Here is a 16,373-nt window from a genome sequence, read left to right on the forward strand (position 1 = left end):
GGCAATGCGGCGCACGCTGATCAAATCGGCAACCATCATCAGCATGGATGAAGCCATCGGCGATCTCCGTGCCGGCGATGTGCTGGTCGAGGGCAACCGGATCGTTGGCGTGCGCCCCGGTATCGAGCTTGGCAGCGGAGCGGCCGGGACCGACGTCATCGACGGCAAGGGGCGCATCGTCATCCCGGGCCTCATCAACGCGCACATGCACACCTGGCAGACGGCCTTGCGCGGGTTTGCCGCGAACTGGACGCTGCTCGAATATTTCCGTCGCATGCACGCGGGACTGGCGACCGTGTTCCGGCCCGACGATATCTACATCGCGACCCTCGTCGGGGCGCTGAACCAGATCAATCAGGGCACCACGACACTGGTCGACTGGTGCCACAACAATCCGACACCTGACCACACCGACGCCGCGGTGCGCGGCCTGATCGAGAGCGGCATTCGCGCTGCATTCTTCCACGGCTCGCCGAAGCCCGAACCGAAACCCGGCAAGCCGCATTTCTCGGAGATCCCGCATCCGCGCCGCGAGGTCGAACGGTTGCTGGCGGCCCCCCTCGCCGACCGTGACGGCCTCGTCACGCTCGGGCTCGCGATTCTCGGGCCGCATTATTCGACGCTCGACGTCGCCATGCACGACTTCCGCCTGGCGCGGGAATTTGGCCTGATCGCCTCGATGCACCAGGGCGGCGGTCCGGCGAAGACGCCGGGGGGCTGGGAGAAGTTGATCGACGCCGGCCTCGTCGACGCAGGCGTCAACATCGTCCATGGCAACGACCTCTCTGACGATCTCCTTGGTCGCCTCGTCGATCTCGGCGTATCGTTCTCTGTGACACCTGAGAACGAAATGATCCAGGGCCACGGCTTTCCGATCACGGGACGGCTCCTGAAGCGCGGCGTCCGGCCGACGATCGGCATTGATCTGGAATCCGTGCTGGCCGGCGACCTCTTCTCCGCCGCGCGTGTCGCGCTGTCGATGCAGCGGGCGCTCGACAATGCCGAGGCACACAAGGCCAGCGGCAGCATTCCAGCGACGACGACGATTCCCGCGCGCGAAGCGCTGCGCTGGATCACGCTGGAGGGCGCCCGCATGCTTGGCCGAGAGGACGAGATCGGTTCGCTCGCGCCCGGCAAGCTTGCCGACCTTGTGGTCATCAATGCCTCCGATCTCAATCTTTTTCCGGTCCACGATCCCGTCGCCACCGTCTTGATGCAGACGAGCCTTGCCAACATCGAGGCGGTGATGGTCGGCGGCGTCTGGAAGAAGCGGAACGGCAAGCTGCTGGTTGACGGGCTGGAGGAGAAAAAGGAGCTGCTCGCGCAATCCGGGCGGCGGCTGGTGCAGGACATCGAACGGCAGGGACGCGCCGCCTGAAGGCGGCAACGGACAAAAAGAATGATCGACGCTTCGAAAAACATCGCTTTCATCGGCATCGGCAAGATGGGCCTGCCGATGTCCGCGCTCGTCGCCAAGGCCGGGTATGCCGTGACGGCCTTCGATCCCGATGCGGCTCGTAGCGCCGCCGCGCGCGAACAGGGCATCGCTGTTGCGGCGTCACCGGCCGACGCGGTCAGCGGCCGGGCTGCGGTGATCACGTCCCTGCCCGACGATGCAGCGCTGCGCGCCGTGATGCTCGTCCCGACCGGTCTGATCGGCGCCATGGCGCCGGGAGCCGTGCTGATCGAGAGCAGCACGGTCAGCGCGGAAGCCTCCGCCGAAGTCGATGCGGCCGCACGAGCGCGCGGTGTCGCCTATTTGCGCGCACCGGTCTCCGGCAACGCCAGCATCGTCCACACGGGCACGCTGACTTGCTTCGTGTCGGGGCCGAAGGACGCCTTCGAAAGCGCAAAACCGCTGTTCGCGACCTTCACCCGCGCGCAGACCTATCTCGGGCCTGGCGAGGAAGCGCGCTACGCCAAACTCGCCGTCAACCTGATGATTGCGGTGTCGGCGGCCATGATGGCCGAAAGCCTTGCGCTCGCGCGCAAGGGCGGCATCGCGTGGCAGGACATCTTGAAGGTGCTCGACGACAGCGCGGTCGCCTCCCCCATGGTCAAGTACAAGACCGCGCCGCTCCGAACACGCGATTTCGATTCTACTTTCTCCTGCAGGCAAATGGCGAAAGACCTCGATCTCATCCTCGGCGCCGGCCATGCTGTCGGCGTGCCGCTACAACTGGCGGCGCAAGTACGCGAAACCTACGGCTCTCTGGTCGCGCAAGGCGACGGCGAGACCGACTTCATCGCGACCGTCAAGCACCTGGAACGGCTGTCCGGGCTTGCCGAACCCAAACTCTGATAGCGGAGGCAACGTTGCGTAACTTCAACGAGAATACGATCACCGAGGCCGTTCTGGAGCGCATCAAGGGTGCGACCGATCCGCGGATCAAGCAGGTCAGCGAGGCCCTGGTGCGGCACCTTCATGCCTTCGTCCGCGAGGTGCGGCCGACCCAGAAGGAATGGGAATATGGCATCGACTTTCTGACCCGCACCGGTCACATGTGCGACGACAAGCGCCAGGAATTCATCCTGCTGTCGGACACGCTCGGCGTCTCCATGCTGGTCGACGCCATCAACCACCCGGTGCCGGAGGGCGCAACCGAGACCACGGTGCTGGGCCCCTTCTTCGTGCAGGCCGCACCGGAGAAGACCAGCGGCGAGGACATCTCCGGCAAGATGGAAGGCGATCCGATGCTGGTCACCGGTTCGGTCTCGGCCGTCGACGGCCGGCCGCTCGCGGGCGCCGTGGTCGATGTCTGGCATTCCGACGATGATGGCTATTACGACGTGCAGCAGCTCGACAAGATCGGCGATCTCGCGATGCGCGCTCGCTTCCACGCCGACCAGAACGGCCGCTTCCATTTCTGGTCGATCAAGCCCGCCGCCTACCCGATCCCACATGACGGGCCAGTCGGCGAAATGCTGGAGGCGCAGGGCCGACATCCCTGGCGTCCCGCGCATGTACATTTCATGATCTCTGCACCCGGCTTCGAACAGCTCGTGACGCATGTGTTCGTCGCCGGCGACCAGTACCTCGACAGCGACGTGGTGTTCGGCGTCAAGGATAGCCTGATCCGCGAGTTCGTCCGTCATCCGGCCGGTCGTGCGCCGGATGGTCGCATGGTGGACAGCGACTATTTCCATCTCAACTATGATTTCGGGCTGAAGCAGGTTGCGAGCGGCGCAAGAGCTGCTTAAGCCGACAAACGGGCTGAACGGACCCACAAGAGTCCGGCAAGCCCGAACCGATGGGGAGGACGGACAAATGGAAGACGCTGAAGCGCCGCTGCTCGAGCTGCGCGGCATCAGCAAGGAGTTTCCCGGCGTCAAGGCGCTGGACGACGTGTCCTTTGCCGTGTTTGCCGGCGAGGTCCATATGCTGCTGGGCGAGAACGGCGCGGGCAAGTCGAGCCTGATGAAGGTGCTGTGCGGCGCCTACCGGGCCGATGCAGGCGAGTTCTATTACAAAGGCGAGAAGGTCGCGGTAGCATCGACCACTGATGCGCAGAAGCTCGGCATCGCCGTCATCTTCCAGGAGTTCTCGCTCGTCCCCTATCTCGACATCGCTCAAAACATCTTCCTCGGCCGCGAGCCGAAGGGCCGCATTCCCGGCACGATCGACCGCCGGAAGATCCTGGCCGACGCAAAACGCGTGCTCGACACCATCGGTTTCGAGATCGATCCCTCCATCACCATTGACAAGCTCGGCGTCGCCCAGCAGCAGATGGTCGAAATCGCGAAGGCGATCAGCCAGAACGCGCGCATCCTGGTCATGGACGAGCCGACGGCCGCGCTCTCCGACCGCGAGACCGAGCTTCTATTCGCGCTGATTGCACGGCTGAAGGCCGACGGCGTCGCGATCGTCTACATCTCACACCGCATGGCGGAAGTGTTCGCACTCGGCGATCGCATCACGGTCCTGCGCGACGGCCGCCGCATCGACGGCGTCCGTCCCGCCGACGTCACGCCGGACCAGCTCGTCCGCATGATGGTCGGCCGCACGGTCGACATGACCTATCCGCGCAACTTCGCCGACAAGCCCGGCGAGGTGCTGCTCGAGCTCAAGGGCCTGACCTCGCCGACCGGCATATCCGACATCAACATCGAGGTGCGGCGAGGCGAGATCGTCGGCCTGTGCGGCCTCGTCGGCTCCGGGCGGAGCGAAGTCGCACGCGCGATCTTCGGCGCGGATCCCGTGACGAGCGGCGAGATCGTCTTCGACGGCAAGGCTGTCTCCGGAGAGCCTAACGTCGCCGCGCGGCGCGGCATCGCTCTGATTCCGGAGAGCCGCAAGACCGAGGGCCTCGCCCTGCTCCGCTCGGTCGGCGACAATCTCGTGGTCTCGGCGCTGCGAAAACTGTTCCCGAGCGGCCTGTTCGATCAGCGCGGCGCCCAGCGCACGTCGGACAATCTGATCCGGCAGCTCAGGATCGCCACGCCGAGCGCCCGCCAGACCGTCGGCCTGCTCTCCGGCGGCAACCAGCAGAAGGTCGTGATCGGCAAATGGCTCGCCGCCGGCGCAAAGCTCTTCATTTTCGACGAACCGACGCGCGGCATCGATATCGGCGCCAAGTCCGAGATCTTTGCGCTGATCGATCGGCTGGTCGCGGAAGGCGCCGCCGCGCTGATGATCTCCTCCGAGCAGGTCGAGATCTGCCATGTCTGCGACCGCGCCTATGTGATGCGCGAAGGGCGCATCGCCGGGCATTTGGCGCGCAACGAGCTGACGGAGGAGAACATCGTGCGACTGGGTATGCACCATGCGTGAGGCGGCGGTCGTAACACAATCAAATCCGCTCCAGCGCATTCCCGGCGTCGCCATCGTACTGGTGCTTCTGGTCGCGCTGTTCGGGGCGATCGCGCCCGGCTTCTTGTCGGTCGCAAACCTCTCCAACGTGCTGGTGCAGTCGACGATCCTGACCATGCTGGCGCTGCCGATGACGCTGATCATCATGACCGAAGGCCTGGACCTGTCGATGGGCGCCGTGCTGACGCTGACCTCGCTCTGCGTCGCCATCGTGTCACTCGCAACCAAATCATTGCTGCTGGGTCTAGGCGCCGGCGTGCTGGTCGGCGCCGCCTTCGGCACCGTCAATGGCTGGCTGGTCGCCATTCTCGGCATTCCGCCCTTCGTCGCGACACTCGGCACGCTTGGCATGGCGCAGGGCCTGTCGCTGATCGTCTCTGACGGCCAGAGCGTGGTCGGCATTCCCCACAGCGTGCGTGATATCTACTCGTCCACGCTTCTTGGCGTGCCCGTTCCGATCGTGATGGCGCTCGTGACCTACGCCGTATTTCACGCCCTGCTCTACCACACCCGCTTCGGCACCTACGTCTTCGCGCTCGGGGGCAATCGCGAGGCGCTGAGATATGCCGGCCTCTCGCCGAACCGGCTGCTGATCGCCGTCTACGCGCTCGGCGGCACCATGGCCGGGGTCGCAGGCCTCTTGATGACCGCCCGCATGAATTCCGGGCACCCGACTGCCGGTCTCGGCCTCGAATTCGACGCCATCGCAGCCGTTGCCGTCGGCGGCACGTCCTTCGAGCGCGGCAATGGCTGGCTGCTCGGCACGGTGCTCGGCGTGATCGCGGTCGGCGTGCTGCGCAACGGGCTCAATCTGATCTCGCTGCCATCCTCGGTACAGGTCGCAAGCGTCGGCGTCCTCGTCATCGTCGCGCTGTTCCTGGACGGCATCAGGAGCCGCGCATGACCGACATCACCAAGGAGGCCATCTCGCCGCCACGCTCATTCCTGTCGCAGGATGCGATCCAGGTATTCTACCGCCTGCTTGCGGCACTGCTCATCTGCGCGGTGCTCTCGGTGCTCAGCGAGTCTTTCCTGAGCCTCGGAAACATCCTCAACGTGCTGCGGCAGGCGAGCCTGACCTTCTTCATCGCCTCGGGCCTGACGCTGGTGGTGCTGACCGCCGGTCTCGACCTTTCCGTCGGCGCCAATGTCGCTCTCTCCGCCTGCCTCGCCGGCACCGTGATCCATCAGACCGGCTCGCCGGCGCTGGGCGTCCTCACCGCGCTCGTGGTCGGTGGCGTCGTTGGTCTCCTCAACGGCGTCATGGTGACAGCGCTGCGCATCCCCTCCTTCATCGCCACCTACGGCATGCTCTGGGTGCTGAACGGCCTCACCTATTGGTACATGGCCGGCGACACCATTCACGGCTTCCCCGCGGGCTTCCGGCAGATCGGCAGCGGCTATCTCTTCGGCCTGCCGATCCCGGTCTACCTGCTCGTCGTCTTTCTCGCGATCGGCACGCTGTTTGCGCAACGGACGATCTGGGGCCAGGAGATCTATGCGATCGGAGCCAACCCGGTTGCCGCGCGGCTCTCCGGAATTCCGGTCGCACGCCGGCTGCTGCTCGTCTACGCCGTCTCCGGCACCATGGCGGGGCTTGCGTCGATCATCTTCCTGTCCCGGCTCAATTCGGCCGAGGCCGATATTGGCGAAAGTCTGACTCTGCCCGCGATCGCGGCCGTGCTGATCGGCGGCACTTCGCTGTTCGGCGGCGTCGGCACGGTGTTCGGCACCTTCGTCGGCGCACTGATCCTGACGCTGGTTCTCAACGGGATGAACCTCTTGTCGGTCAGCGCCAACTGGCAGCCGCTCGTCACCGGCGTCATCGTCATTCTTGCGGTTTGGCTCGACATGAAGGCCCGCCGCCGCACGCAATGAGTTCTTTCGCAAAAATCCAACAGACCAAAAGAGGGATGGAGATCATATGAAACTGAGACTGGGTTACCTGGCGCTGCCGCTGCTGACGGTCGCTGCGTTCACGACGCAGGCGCGGGCCGATGGCGAGACCATCGCCGTCTTCACCAAGAACCAGACCAACCCCTATTTTCAGACCGTGCGGGTCGGCGCCGACGTCGCAGCCAAGGCCCTGAACGCCAAGACGCTGCACTACATCCCGACCAAGCCGGACTCGATCCCCGAGCAGCTCAGCCAGATCGAGGACGTCGTGGTGAAGAAGCCGAGCGCGATCGTCTTCATTCCCGTCGACTACAAGGCGATGGTACCCGGCGTTGAAAAGATCAACGACGCCAAAATTCCGGTGGTCAACATCACCGACCGCTCCGCCGGCGGCAAGTTCGTCTCCTTCGTAGGCGCCGACGACTATAGCCTTGGGCTGGAGACCGCGCGCTACCTGCTGAAGACGCTCGGCGGCAAGGGCAACATCGTCATCATCGAAGGCGTCAAGGGCTCGCTCACCAACGTCGATCGCATCAGAGGCTTCAACGATGCGATCAAGGAAACTCCGGGCGCAAAACTGCTGGCCTCGCAGCCCGCCAACTATCAGCGGCTCCAGGCCCTCCAGGTGATGGAGAACCTGATGCAGTCCAACTCACAAATCGACGGGGTGCTCGCCGCCAACGACGCCATGGCCGTCGGCGCGATCGAAGCGCTGGACGGCGCCAATCGCAAGGCGCAGGTGATCGGCATCAACGGCACCAAGGAAGCCATCGACGCCATCAAGTCCGGCAAGCTGCTCGCAAGCGGCGACTATAACGGCTTTGCGCAGGGCTGCCTCGGCACCATGATGGCGATCCGCAACCTGCGCGAACAACCCGTCGTCGCCGAGATCGTGCTGAAGCCCACCGTCATCACCAAGGACAATTTCGGGCCGTTCGATGTGCCGCTCGAGCAGCGGACCTGCCCCACCTGGGAAGAGGCGCAAAAGCTCGGCACGAAGTAGATACGCGCTTTCGAAAATCGGGACGGCCGTTCAGGACGGCCGTCCCAAAGACATCTGGAGACATCATGCTGTTTGCCATCCATGCCCTCGACCGCGCGGGCGCGCTGCCGACCCGGCTCGCCAACTACGACGCGCACAAGGCGTTTCTGAGCGACACCTCGCGCTTCGGAGTCAAGATCGTCATGTCCGGACCGCTCGTCTCCGACGACGGTGAGAGGATGATCGGCAGCCTGTTCCTGATCGAGGCGCCAGGACGCGCCGAAGTCGAAGCCTTCAACCGCGCCGATCCGTTCGCCGCGGCCGGCATCTGGGACAAAGTCACGATCACCGGCTTTTTGCGCCGCCAGGGTTAAGCGGCGGTCCCCGTCGCTACGCGTCGATGCCGCGCTGAACCAGGATGCGCTCGGCGCTGTCGTTCCAGACGTCCATCTTGGTGATCTTGCCACCCCGCACCACGAAGCGATCGACGTAGCGATTGCCCTCGAAGGGCGTGCCGTCGTGCCATTCGCCGTAGAGCGTGCCGACGCTATAGACCACGGTCTCTCCCTCGCCGGGGCAGACGTCGAACCGGTCCATCTTCTTCTTGACCCAGCGATAGCGCTTGGCGTTGAAGCCGGCCGGCCCGCGTGGATGGTCGAACTCGCGCCCGCCGGTGAAAGTGATCACCGTGCCGGGCGCCATGTAGACCGCCGCGGCCTCCGGGTCGGGGATCATCGAGGCCGTCAGATAGGCTTCGACGATCTCGGCATCGGACATGGTTTTGCTTGGGGCTTTCGCGGCAACGGACATGGCGGCTTCTCCGGAAGATGCGGGATACTAACCCCGGCCCGCTGGATTGCATGCATATATTTTGAACATTTCCCTCGCTAGACTGGCAGCACTCTGGAGGCGCCTCGCGCGGCACACTCCTGTATGCTCACGCCATGAGTGGTGCCATGACGACCCGAACCGCTTTCGATTTGATCTTCCGCAACGCGCTGATGCGCGGCACCACCGCTACCGCGGATATCGGCGTCTTCCAGGGCAAGATCGCCGCGATCGAGCCGCGCCTTCAGGCCGAAGCCATTGAAATCGACCTCAAGGGGCGGCTCGTGCTGCCCGGCTTCGTCGACAGCCACATTCACCTCGACAAGGCTTGCCTGCTGGGCCGCTGCGGACATGATCATGGCGGTCTCAGCAACGCCATCCGTGCCGTCTCGGCGATGAAGCGCGATTTCACGGTTGAGGACGTCTATGCCCGCGGCGCCAAGGTACTGGAGCGCGCGATCGTCCACGGCACAACGCGGATGCGCACCCATGTCGAGATCGACCCACGCATCGGGCTGCGGAGCTTCCAGGCCGTCAAGGATCTGAAGCGCGACTATGCCTGGGCGCTCGATCTGTCGCTGTGCGTCTTTCCGCAGGAAGGGCTGACCAACGATCCCGGGGCCGAGGAACTCTTGATCCAGGCGCTGCGCGACGGCGGCGACGTGATCGGCGGCTGCCCCTATACCGACACCGATCCGAACGCCCATCTCTCTCGGATCTTCGAGCTCGCGCAGGAGTTCAATGTCGACATCGATCTCCATCTCGACTTCGACCTCGATACGTCCTGGTCGCACATCGACGAGGTCTGCCGGCAGACGGAGCAACGCGGCTATCAGGGACGCGTCGCGATCGGCCATGTCACGAAGCTCTCGGCGATGCCGCCGGAGCGCCTGAAACCGGTGGTCGATCGCCTGGCGAAGACCGGCGTCGCCGTCACGGTGCTGCCCGCGACCGATCTCTATCTGATGGGGCGCGAGGCCACGCACAACGTGCCGCGCGGGATCACGCCGGCCCATAAGCTCATCGCAAGCGGCGTGCTGTGCTCGGTTGCCACCAACAACGTGCTCAATCCCTTCACGCCGTTCGGCGATGCTTCGCTGCTGCGGATGGCCAATTTCTACGCCAACGTCGCGCATGCATCAGTCGGCGAATTCGACACCTGCCTCGACCTCGTCACCGAGCTGCCCGCGCGGCTGATGAACCTGGACAACTACGGCCTCAAAATCGGCAACCCGGCCGATCTCGTCGTACTCGACACGAGCGAGGGCCGTTTTGCGATCGCCGAGCTGCCGGACGTCATGATGGGTTTCAAGAACGGCCGGCCGGTCTTTGAACGGCAACAAGCCGTCCTGTTTCCGCCCTTAGATTCGGGCAAACCACGCGCCGTCATCCCTCACGCCTGATCTTTGCCAGGATGCGGTCGGCCTCGGTGCGCCAGTCGGCGCTGCGGGCGAATTCCCTGGAGCCCTTGGTGCCGAACAGGCCCTCATCGGCGAGATCGGCAACCCAGGCCTGCCGCTCGGCGGTGCCCTCGGCAGACCATGGCGTCAGCCCCGCTTCGCGCACGGTCTCGGCCACCTCGCGCACCTCTTCGGCGCGGCGGCGGCCATGCTCGATCACGCGCTGGAAGAAATAGGCGCCCTGCTTCTCCCAGTTGATGCCGGGAAATGTCTCCGCGAGGGAGGCCAGCACCGCATCTTCGACACCATAAGCGCGCGCCGTGGTGAAGCTCTCGATGACCATGGCCTCGAGGCCCTTGATCATGATGCTCCGGCACATCTTCACCGCGGAGGAGACGCCGAGCTTGTCGCTCGCGACCTTGGCGGCAAAGCCGATTGCGTTGAGAAGCGGCTCGAGCTCGCCTGCGCCGGGGCCACCGAGCAGCAGCGGCACCCTGATGCGATGGGGCGGTACCGAGGTCATCACCGCGCCCTCGACATAGCGTCCGCCGGCGTCGTCGATCAGCTTCGCGGCACGCTGCTTGGCACCGGGCGAGGCCGAGTTGAAATCGAGAAACCAGGTACCCTGGATGATCGCAGCCGCGCAGGCTTGCGCCACCGACACGGCCTGGCTCGCGGTAACAGCGGAGATGATGAAATCTGATTTCGCGGTCAAGTCAGCGTGCGAAGCAGCTAACATAACACCATGCTTCGTGGCGTGATCGCGCAAGGCCGTGCCCTGCTCGCTCCCGAGCTTGACGTCGAAGGCCGCGACCCTGATGTCCTGCTGGCGCAAATCCTCCGCGAGGATTTTGCCGACTTCGCCATAGCCGACCAGTCCTATCTGCCATCGCCTGGGGTCGCCCGACATCAGTTCATCCTTCGGGTCGTGTCGTCAAAGAGCTCATCGACCGCAAAGCGGCGCCGAATCAGGCCCTGCTGGTACGCGTAGTCGATGATCAGCTCCAGCGGCTTGCGGTTCGCCTCGACTCCGAACGGCAGGAGATCGGGCGACACCGCCGGGCCCGCGTTCACTTTGCCGGCCTTCAGGAGATCGTACACGCCGGCGACGATATCCGGGCGCGATTTTGCCAGTGCCTCGGTCACGACCACGAAATGGTTGACCGGGACCACGCCACGCCGGGCATACCAGCTCGCAGCCTCCGCGTCCGGATCGGGAAACAGCGGCCTAAGCCGCGGATCATTCGAGGTCTCGCCGAGCACGGCGTCGAGTTCGCCATCGAGCAGCATTTGCAGGATCTTCTTGTCTTTCGGCGCGCGCTCGGTGGTGTCGACATATTCGGCGACATGCGGATCCTCGAAGGTGACCCAGCCTATCCTGTCGAGATTCACACCATAATCATTGGCGAGAATTCCCCTGATCCAGGCGCCAGTCGTCGTGGTAAAGGACCGGATCCCGACGCGCTTGCCTTCCAGATCGGACGGGCCCAGCGTGCCGCGCTCGGAGTTGTACAACGCGTAAGCGTGCTGGAAGCGGCCGAGCATGGCCGCCGGCAACAGCACCAGAGGCTTGCCGTGGGCCTTCGCCATCAGATAGGTGACGATCGCCATCTCGCAGACGTCGAAGGCCTGCTCGCGCACCATCGGCTTGAACGCCGTGTTAGTCGGCGTGAACTCGACGAAGTCGAGATCGAAGCGGTCGGAGCGGAGCTCTCCGCTCTTCAATGCCTGCACGTGCGGATGACTGCCGAGCACGGTCCGCAGCTTGAGACGATCCATCAGTCCACTCCGCTTTCGGTCTGCTCAGACGTCCTCGGGATTGTCGACATAGACCAGCCCGGCCTTCGCAAGCGCCTCGCGCATGTTGTACATGTCGAGGCCAAGCTCGCCCGAGGCGAGGCGGTTGCGCTTGCCGCTCTCCTCCACAGTGCGCCTCCCGGCCTTCTCCGCAACCTCGGCCGCGATCCGCTTCGGCACCACCACGACGCCGTCGTCATCGGCGACCACGATATCGCCAGGCTCGACATTGACGCCGGCGCAGACCACGGGAACGTTGACCGAGCCGAGCGTCGCCTTGACCGTACCCTTGGCCGAGACGGCGCGCGACCACACGGGGAAATTCATGTCGTGCAGCGCCTTCACGTCGCGGCAGCCGGCATCGATGACGAGCCCCTGCACGCCGCGCGCGTGAAGCGACGTCGCAAGAAGCTCGCCGAACATGCCGTCGGTATTGTCGGTGGTGCAGCCGACGACAAGAACGTCGCCACGCCTGCATTGCTCGACCGCGACGTGGATCATCCAGTTGTCGCCGGGCTGCGCCAGCACGGTAACTGCAGGACCGGCGATCCGCGCGCCGGGCCAGACCGGCCGCATATAAGGCTTCATGAGCCCGACGCGGCCCATCGCCTCGTGCACCGTGGAAACGCCATAGGTCGACATGCCGGCAGGATTGGCGCGGTTGATGTTGCGAACGACGACGGGCTTCATGCCAGGAGTTCCTCAACCGTCGGGAACAGGCGCTGATAGGCTTCGCCGTAGGTCATGGGCACGCCCGTGTTGCGGCTGCCCTGGATGCCGCGGTTGAGTGCGACGCGCTCGTAATAGCCCCAGAGATGCTTTTGCGCGGCGAGGATCTGGAACGCCTCGTACTTTTCCTTCCAGACCTCGTCGATCTTCAGGATCAGGTTCGGCTTGTAGTTGCATTGCTCCGGCTGATGCGGCTCGAACAGAAACACCGGCGGCGCGGCGTATTTGTACTGGGCCCCCGGCTTGTGGCCCATGGCCTGTGCGACCACGCGGGTCTCCTGCGCGAAGTGCGCGGCGTTCGGGTGATCGAAATTATAGGGATCCTCCAGCGCGTGGGTCAGCACGAAGCTCGGATTGAGCTCGCGGTAGATGTCGACCATGCGGTCGAAATGCGCCTCGTTGAGCTTGAGCGGATAGTCGCCGCAGTCGAAGAACTCGATCTCGGCGCCGAGCAGCCTGGCGGCACGCTCGGCCTCGTCCTTGCGGCCGGCCTTCACCGACTCCAGCGTCGCGCCCTTTTCCTTCCAGGCGAACTGGCTCTCGCCACGCTCGCCAAAGGACATGCAGACGATCTTCATCCGGTAGCCCTTCTTCGCATGCAGCGCGATGGCACCACCCGCGCGCCAGACGAAATCGCCAGGATGGGCGGTAATCACAAGACCTGTCTTCATGGGACACACTCCCCTTTCATTTCTTCAAACTTTGATCTGCTCCTTGCCAAGCGCAAGGGCCAAGTCATCACGCCGTTGCGGCCGGCACGGCCTCGCCATCGAGCACGCGCGTCAACCGATCCGCGTCGAGCGCACCTTCCCATCTGGCAATCGCGATGGTTGCCACCGCGTTCCCGATCAGGTTGGTCGGCGTCAGACCCTGCGACATCAGCCTGTGGATGCCGAGCACCAGCGCGACGCTCGCGACCGGGATGGTTCCGGTGGCCGACAACGTTGCTGCCAGCACGACGAAAGCGGCGCCCGCAATTCCCGCCGCCCCTTTGGAGGTCACGAGCAGGATCAGCAGCAGCTCGATCTGCTGCGTAAGATCGAGCGGCGTGTTGGTCGCCTGCGCCAGGAAGACCGCGGCGGCTGCGAGGTAAAGGCAGGTGCCGTCGAGGTTGAACGAGTAGCCGGTCGGGATCACGAGCCCGACCACGCTACGCTCGCAGCCGGCATTCTCGAGCTTCGAGAGCATTCGTGGCAGCACGGTTTCCGACGACGTCGTGGCGATGCAGATCAACAGTTCTTCCCAAATGTAGCGGATCAGCTTGAAGAGGCTGAAGCCACACCAGCGCGCGACAGGGCCGAGCGCAATGACGATGAACACCAGGCAGGTCAGATAGAATCCGCCCAGCAGCTTGCCGAGCGATGCCAGAGACCCGACGCCGAACTTGCCGACAGTGAACGCGATCGCTCCGAACGCGCCGATCGGCGCCACCCACATCACGAAGCCGACGATCGCAAACACCATCTTTGCGGCGACGTCGATCAGGTCGACCAGCGGCGCTCCGCGCTCGCCGAGCTGCACCAGCGCAAAACCCGAGAGCACCGAGATGAACAGCACCTGGAGGATATTTCCTTCGGCGAAGGCTCCGACGAAAGTGCCGGGAAGGATGTTCATCAGGAACGGCACAAGACCGATCGCCGCGGTCTGCTTGACATAGGGCTCGATTGCACTGGTGTTGATGCTGGCCACGTCGACGTTCATGCCGACACCGGGCTTCAGCAGATTGATCGCGACAAGCCCGATCACCAGCGCGACCGTGGTCATGATCTCGAAATAGAATATCGCTTTGATGGCGACCCGGCCGACACGCGCCATATCTGCCATATGCGCAATGCCGTGCACGACCGTGCAGAAGATGATCGGCGCGATCAGCATGCGGATCGCCTTGATGAAGGCGTCGCCCAGCGGCTGCATTTTTACGCCAAGTTCAGGATTGAGGATGCCGAGCACGATGCCGGCCGCCATGGCAAGGAGAACCTGGACCCAGAGCTCCCTCCACCAGGCGCGGCTGCGTGGCTTGTCGATCGAGAACGCCGTCATTCCCCGAACTCGAACAGGCGCGCGGGATTGCTGACCAGAATCTTCTGCTGGAACTCTGTCTCTGGCGCGAACAGCGGAATGAGATCTACCAGATCACCGTCATTCGGCATCACCTTGACATTGGGATGCGGCCAATCGGTGCCCCAGATGACGCGGTCGACCGCGGTCTCAACGATCTTGCGCGCGAACGGCACCGCGTCGGCGAACGGCGGGCCCGAGGACGACACGCGCTCCGACCCACAGATCTTGACCCAGCACTTCTCGTCGCGCTGCATCAGGTCGATCAGGATCTTGAACGGGAGCTGGCCGAGCCCCTCGGAGGCCTTCACCCGTCCCATATGATCGATGGTATAGCGCACCGGGAGCTTCGCCAGCATGTCGGCATAATCAGGCAAATCGATCGCGTCGAAATGCAGATCGATGTGCCAGCCGAGCGGCGCGACCATCGCGATCACCCGGTCGAACACGCCCTTGTCCGGAACGCCGCCGAGATGGCGGACGAAATTGAAGCGGCAGCCGCGGAAGCCGCCCTCATGCAGCTCGCGCAGGCCCCGCTCGGTGATGGTGTCGTCGATGTTGGCCACGGCCCGATAAGCACCATCGCTCTGCGCGATCGCATCGAGCGCAACCGTGTTGTCGGTACCGTGCACGCTGGCATTGACGATCACGGCGCGACCGACGCCGAGCTTGGCGTGCAATGCCCTAAAATCCTCCAGCGGAGCGTCGGGCGGCGTGTAGGAACGCTCCGGTGCGTAGGGATATTTCGACCCCGGCCCGAAGATGTGGCAGTGCGCGTCGCAAGCAAGCGGCGGCAGCCTGAACTTCGGCGTGCGCGTGTTCGGATCGGGCGGCGGAATGGTCGGCTTGTACATCTGGCGTCTTCAGGTGAACTTGAACAGGTGCGCGGGATTGTCGGCCAGCAACTTCTGCCGGATCGCGGCAACAGGCGCATTGTCGATGAGCTTCGAAGCCCAGGTGGCCATCGAAATGCCGGTCAAGGGTTGCACGCAGTCCGGCCCGTTCATTCCGCATCCCCAGTCATATGCCGCCTGTTGCGGACGACCCGAGCTCCTATGCCCTCGTCCGTCGGCGATCGTCTAAGTCTTGCTGCTTGCCGCCGCGCGCCGACGCGCCGGCGCGGCCTGGTCGAGTGCCGGAGCCTGGAACGAGGCCACGGTCGCCTGAACGAGCTGCTCGATCGCAGCCGCCGCATCGCTGCCGTCTGCCTCGCCGCGCGACAGGCGCGAGACACGCTCCGGCGTTACCAGCGAATAATAGAGCGCACCAAGCAGGAAATGGCTGCGCCAGACGATCTCGGTGCGCGGCACATGCGGCAGGCTCTCGTGGATCGCGTCGATGAAGGCGTGGCTGGTGTCGTCGAAGGTCTGCGCGATGATGCGCCGCGCCACCTCGTTGCCCTCGGCCGACATCACGGCACGCAGCCGCGTGAACCGCGCCCCGCCGCCGGCAAGATCGCTGCCCGACGTGAAGGCCGGCACGACATAGGCGCGCACGATCGCTTCCAGCCGGTCCTGGAGATCGCGCACGCGCCTGGCGGCGGCGAGCAACTCCGACCGGCGGAGATTCATCGGTCCGCAATGGCGGCGATAGATCTCGAGCAGCAGGCCGTCCTTGGTCTTGAAATGATAGGTGACACTGCCGGGGTTAGCCCCGGCGGCCTGAGCGATGTCGCGCACGGAGACGGCGTTGAAGCCGTTGGTCGCGAACAACTCTTCCGCCGCAGCGAGGATCGCCTCGCGCATGTTCGGCTTGCGGGCCGTCTCTTTGCTGGTGGGCTTGCGTACCATGTGATTTGTACTATCGTACAAAAGATCAGGTCTCGTCAACAAAAACGATAGGCGGCGCCGGCTGGTCCGGGACGGGCGGCCAG

18 protein-coding genes are annotated in these 16,373 nt (G+C 64.4%); 9 read left to right on the forward strand and 9 right to left on the reverse strand.

Annotated elements, in window-relative coordinates; genetic code table 11:
- Positions 1 to 4 precede the first annotated feature (4 nt).
- From ACV1FX_RS04200 to ACV1FX_RS04235, 8 genes are all read left to right on the forward strand, one after another.
- Positions 5 to 1,378 carry an amidohydrolase family protein gene (locus ACV1FX_RS04200; RefSeq protein WP_473116284.1) on the forward strand — a complete coding sequence of 458 codons (1,374 nt, stop codon included), beginning with the start codon at positions 5 to 7 and terminating at the stop codon, positions 1,376 to 1,378.
- A gap of 21 nt (positions 1,379 to 1,399) precedes the next feature.
- The gene (locus tag ACV1FX_RS04205; RefSeq protein WP_473116285.1) at positions 1,400 to 2,302 is read left to right on the forward strand and encodes an NAD(P)-dependent oxidoreductase; all 903 of its coding nucleotides are present in this window, start codon (positions 1,400 to 1,402) and stop codon (positions 2,300 to 2,302) included.
- A 14-nt stretch (positions 2,303 to 2,316) separates the two neighbouring features.
- Positions 2,317 to 3,201 carry an intradiol ring-cleavage dioxygenase gene (locus ACV1FX_RS04210; protein WP_473116286.1) on the forward strand — a complete coding sequence of 295 codons (885 nt, stop codon included), beginning with the start codon at positions 2,317 to 2,319 and terminating at the stop codon, positions 3,199 to 3,201.
- A gap of 67 nt (positions 3,202 to 3,268) precedes the next feature.
- On the forward strand, positions 3,269 to 4,771 hold the full coding sequence (locus ACV1FX_RS04215; protein ID WP_473116287.1) for a sugar ABC transporter ATP-binding protein: 1,503 nt from the start codon (positions 3,269 to 3,271) through the stop codon (positions 4,769 to 4,771).
- The gene (locus ACV1FX_RS04220) at positions 4,764 to 5,714 is read left to right on the forward strand and encodes an ABC transporter permease (protein ID WP_473116288.1); all 951 of its coding nucleotides are present in this window, start codon (positions 4,764 to 4,766) and stop codon (positions 5,712 to 5,714) included. The genes ACV1FX_RS04215 and ACV1FX_RS04220 overlap by 8 nt, the downstream gene beginning before the upstream one ends.
- Complete coding sequence (locus ACV1FX_RS04225; RefSeq protein WP_473116289.1) at positions 5,711 to 6,688, forward strand: ABC transporter permease; 978 nt, start codon at positions 5,711 to 5,713, stop codon at positions 6,686 to 6,688. Before ACV1FX_RS04220 ends, ACV1FX_RS04225 begins: the two co-directional genes overlap by 4 nt.
- A 46-nt stretch (positions 6,689 to 6,734) precedes the next feature.
- Positions 6,735 to 7,709, forward strand: a complete 975-nt coding sequence (locus ACV1FX_RS04230; RefSeq protein WP_473116290.1) for a sugar ABC transporter substrate-binding protein — start codon at positions 6,735 to 6,737, stop codon at positions 7,707 to 7,709.
- Positions 7,710 to 7,774: 65 nt separating this feature from the next.
- Complete coding sequence (locus tag ACV1FX_RS04235) at positions 7,775 to 8,062, forward strand: YciI family protein (protein WP_473116291.1); 288 nt, start codon at positions 7,775 to 7,777, stop codon at positions 8,060 to 8,062.
- A gap of 16 nt (positions 8,063 to 8,078) precedes the next feature.
- Here the strand turns inward: ACV1FX_RS04235 and ACV1FX_RS04240 are convergent, their stop codons facing one another.
- The gene (locus tag ACV1FX_RS04240; RefSeq protein WP_473116292.1) at positions 8,079 to 8,498 is read right to left on the reverse strand and encodes a nuclear transport factor 2 family protein; all 420 of its coding nucleotides are present in this window, start codon (positions 8,496 to 8,498) and stop codon (positions 8,079 to 8,081) included.
- Between the two features lie 146 nt (positions 8,499 to 8,644).
- Between ACV1FX_RS04240 and ACV1FX_RS04245 the strand changes: the two genes are divergently transcribed.
- Positions 8,645 to 9,919, forward strand: a complete 1,275-nt coding sequence (locus ACV1FX_RS04245; RefSeq protein WP_473116293.1) for an amidohydrolase family protein — start codon at positions 8,645 to 8,647, stop codon at positions 9,917 to 9,919.
- On the opposite strand, the gene ACV1FX_RS04250 is transcribed toward ACV1FX_RS04245, so the two are convergent.
- The 8 genes from ACV1FX_RS04250 to ACV1FX_RS04285 form a co-directional block, all read right to left on the reverse strand.
- Positions 9,903 to 10,826: a DUF1932 domain-containing protein gene (locus ACV1FX_RS04250; RefSeq protein ID WP_473116294.1), complete on the reverse strand. Its 924-nt coding sequence runs from the start codon at positions 10,824 to 10,826 to the stop codon at positions 9,903 to 9,905. The genes ACV1FX_RS04245 and ACV1FX_RS04250 overlap by 17 nt on opposite strands.
- Positions 10,826 to 11,695, reverse strand: coding sequence for a substrate-binding domain-containing protein (locus ACV1FX_RS04255; RefSeq protein ID WP_473116295.1), 870 nt, complete (start codon positions 11,693 to 11,695; stop codon positions 10,826 to 10,828). The genes ACV1FX_RS04250 and ACV1FX_RS04255 overlap by 1 nt, the downstream gene beginning before the upstream one ends.
- A 24-nt stretch (positions 11,696 to 11,719) precedes the next feature.
- Entirely contained in the window at positions 11,720 to 12,403 is a 684-nt protein-coding gene (locus tag ACV1FX_RS04260; RefSeq protein ID WP_473116296.1) for a 4-carboxy-4-hydroxy-2-oxoadipate aldolase/oxaloacetate decarboxylase, read from the reverse strand.
- Entirely contained in the window at positions 12,400 to 13,113 is a 714-nt protein-coding gene (locus ACV1FX_RS04265; RefSeq protein ID WP_473116297.1) for a PIG-L deacetylase family protein, read from the reverse strand. The genes ACV1FX_RS04260 and ACV1FX_RS04265 overlap by 4 nt, the downstream gene beginning before the upstream one ends.
- Positions 13,114 to 13,180: 67 nt before the next feature.
- Positions 13,181 to 14,482 carry a C4-dicarboxylate transporter DctA gene (gene dctA, locus ACV1FX_RS04270; RefSeq protein ID WP_473116298.1) on the reverse strand — a complete coding sequence of 434 codons (1,302 nt, stop codon included), beginning with the start codon at positions 14,480 to 14,482 and terminating at the stop codon, positions 13,181 to 13,183.
- Positions 14,479 to 15,354, reverse strand: a complete 876-nt coding sequence (locus tag ACV1FX_RS04275; protein ID WP_473116299.1) for an amidohydrolase family protein — start codon at positions 15,352 to 15,354, stop codon at positions 14,479 to 14,481. Before ACV1FX_RS04275 ends, dctA begins: the two co-directional genes overlap by 4 nt.
- Positions 15,355 to 15,363: 9 nt before the next feature.
- On the reverse strand, positions 15,364 to 15,507 hold the full coding sequence (locus ACV1FX_RS04280) for a hypothetical protein (RefSeq protein ID WP_473116300.1): 144 nt from the start codon (positions 15,505 to 15,507) through the stop codon (positions 15,364 to 15,366).
- Between the two features lie 72 nt (positions 15,508 to 15,579).
- The gene (locus ACV1FX_RS04285) at positions 15,580 to 16,290 is read right to left on the reverse strand and encodes a TetR/AcrR family transcriptional regulator (protein WP_473116301.1); all 711 of its coding nucleotides are present in this window, start codon (positions 16,288 to 16,290) and stop codon (positions 15,580 to 15,582) included.
- Positions 16,291 to 16,373 lie beyond the last annotated feature (83 nt).

The sequence above is a fragment of the Bradyrhizobium ingae genome (genome assembly GCF_055791185.1).